We start from the raw sequence: 419 nt of genomic DNA, 5'->3' as shown, positions 1-419 counted from the left end.
AGATCCTGCTTTCGGTGAGGTAGACCTGTTTGATCCTTTCCCTTTTACTCTTCTGTCTTACCGTGTAAAGTAGCGCCGCCGCAGTTATTAGAACCAGTAGTGCACTAAGAGAACTAATGGTTGTTCCTGTTTTGAACTTTTCGGCTTTAAGAGACATGGTCGTGTTTTCGGCCTCCAAAAGAGCTATTTGCTGTTGCTTGCGTTCTTCGTCAAACTTTATCTTGGCAAAGCGATACCGGGTCTTCAAATTCGCATCCTTAAGGCTGTCATTTAAAAAAAGATAACGTTTCAGGTATTGTTCCTTGTCCGGGGAATTACTCAGCGAAAGGAGTTTCTTTATAGCATCGGCTTCAGCATTAGGATTCCCTATCTCTTTTGCGGTTTCCATGTAGGCAAGTGCAAACTGTTTAGCTTTAGCA

At 43.0% G+C, this 419-nt stretch carries 1 pseudogene; it reads right to left on the bottom strand.

The window, feature by feature from the left end:
- Nucleotides 1–419 (bottom strand): annotated as a pseudogene (locus tag HC175_RS19330) (tetratricopeptide repeat-containing sensor histidine kinase); the annotation flags it as partial.

The sequence above is a fragment of the Salinimicrobium oceani genome (assembly GCF_012037645.1).
This window is presented reverse-complemented; position numbering and strand designations above follow the sequence as displayed.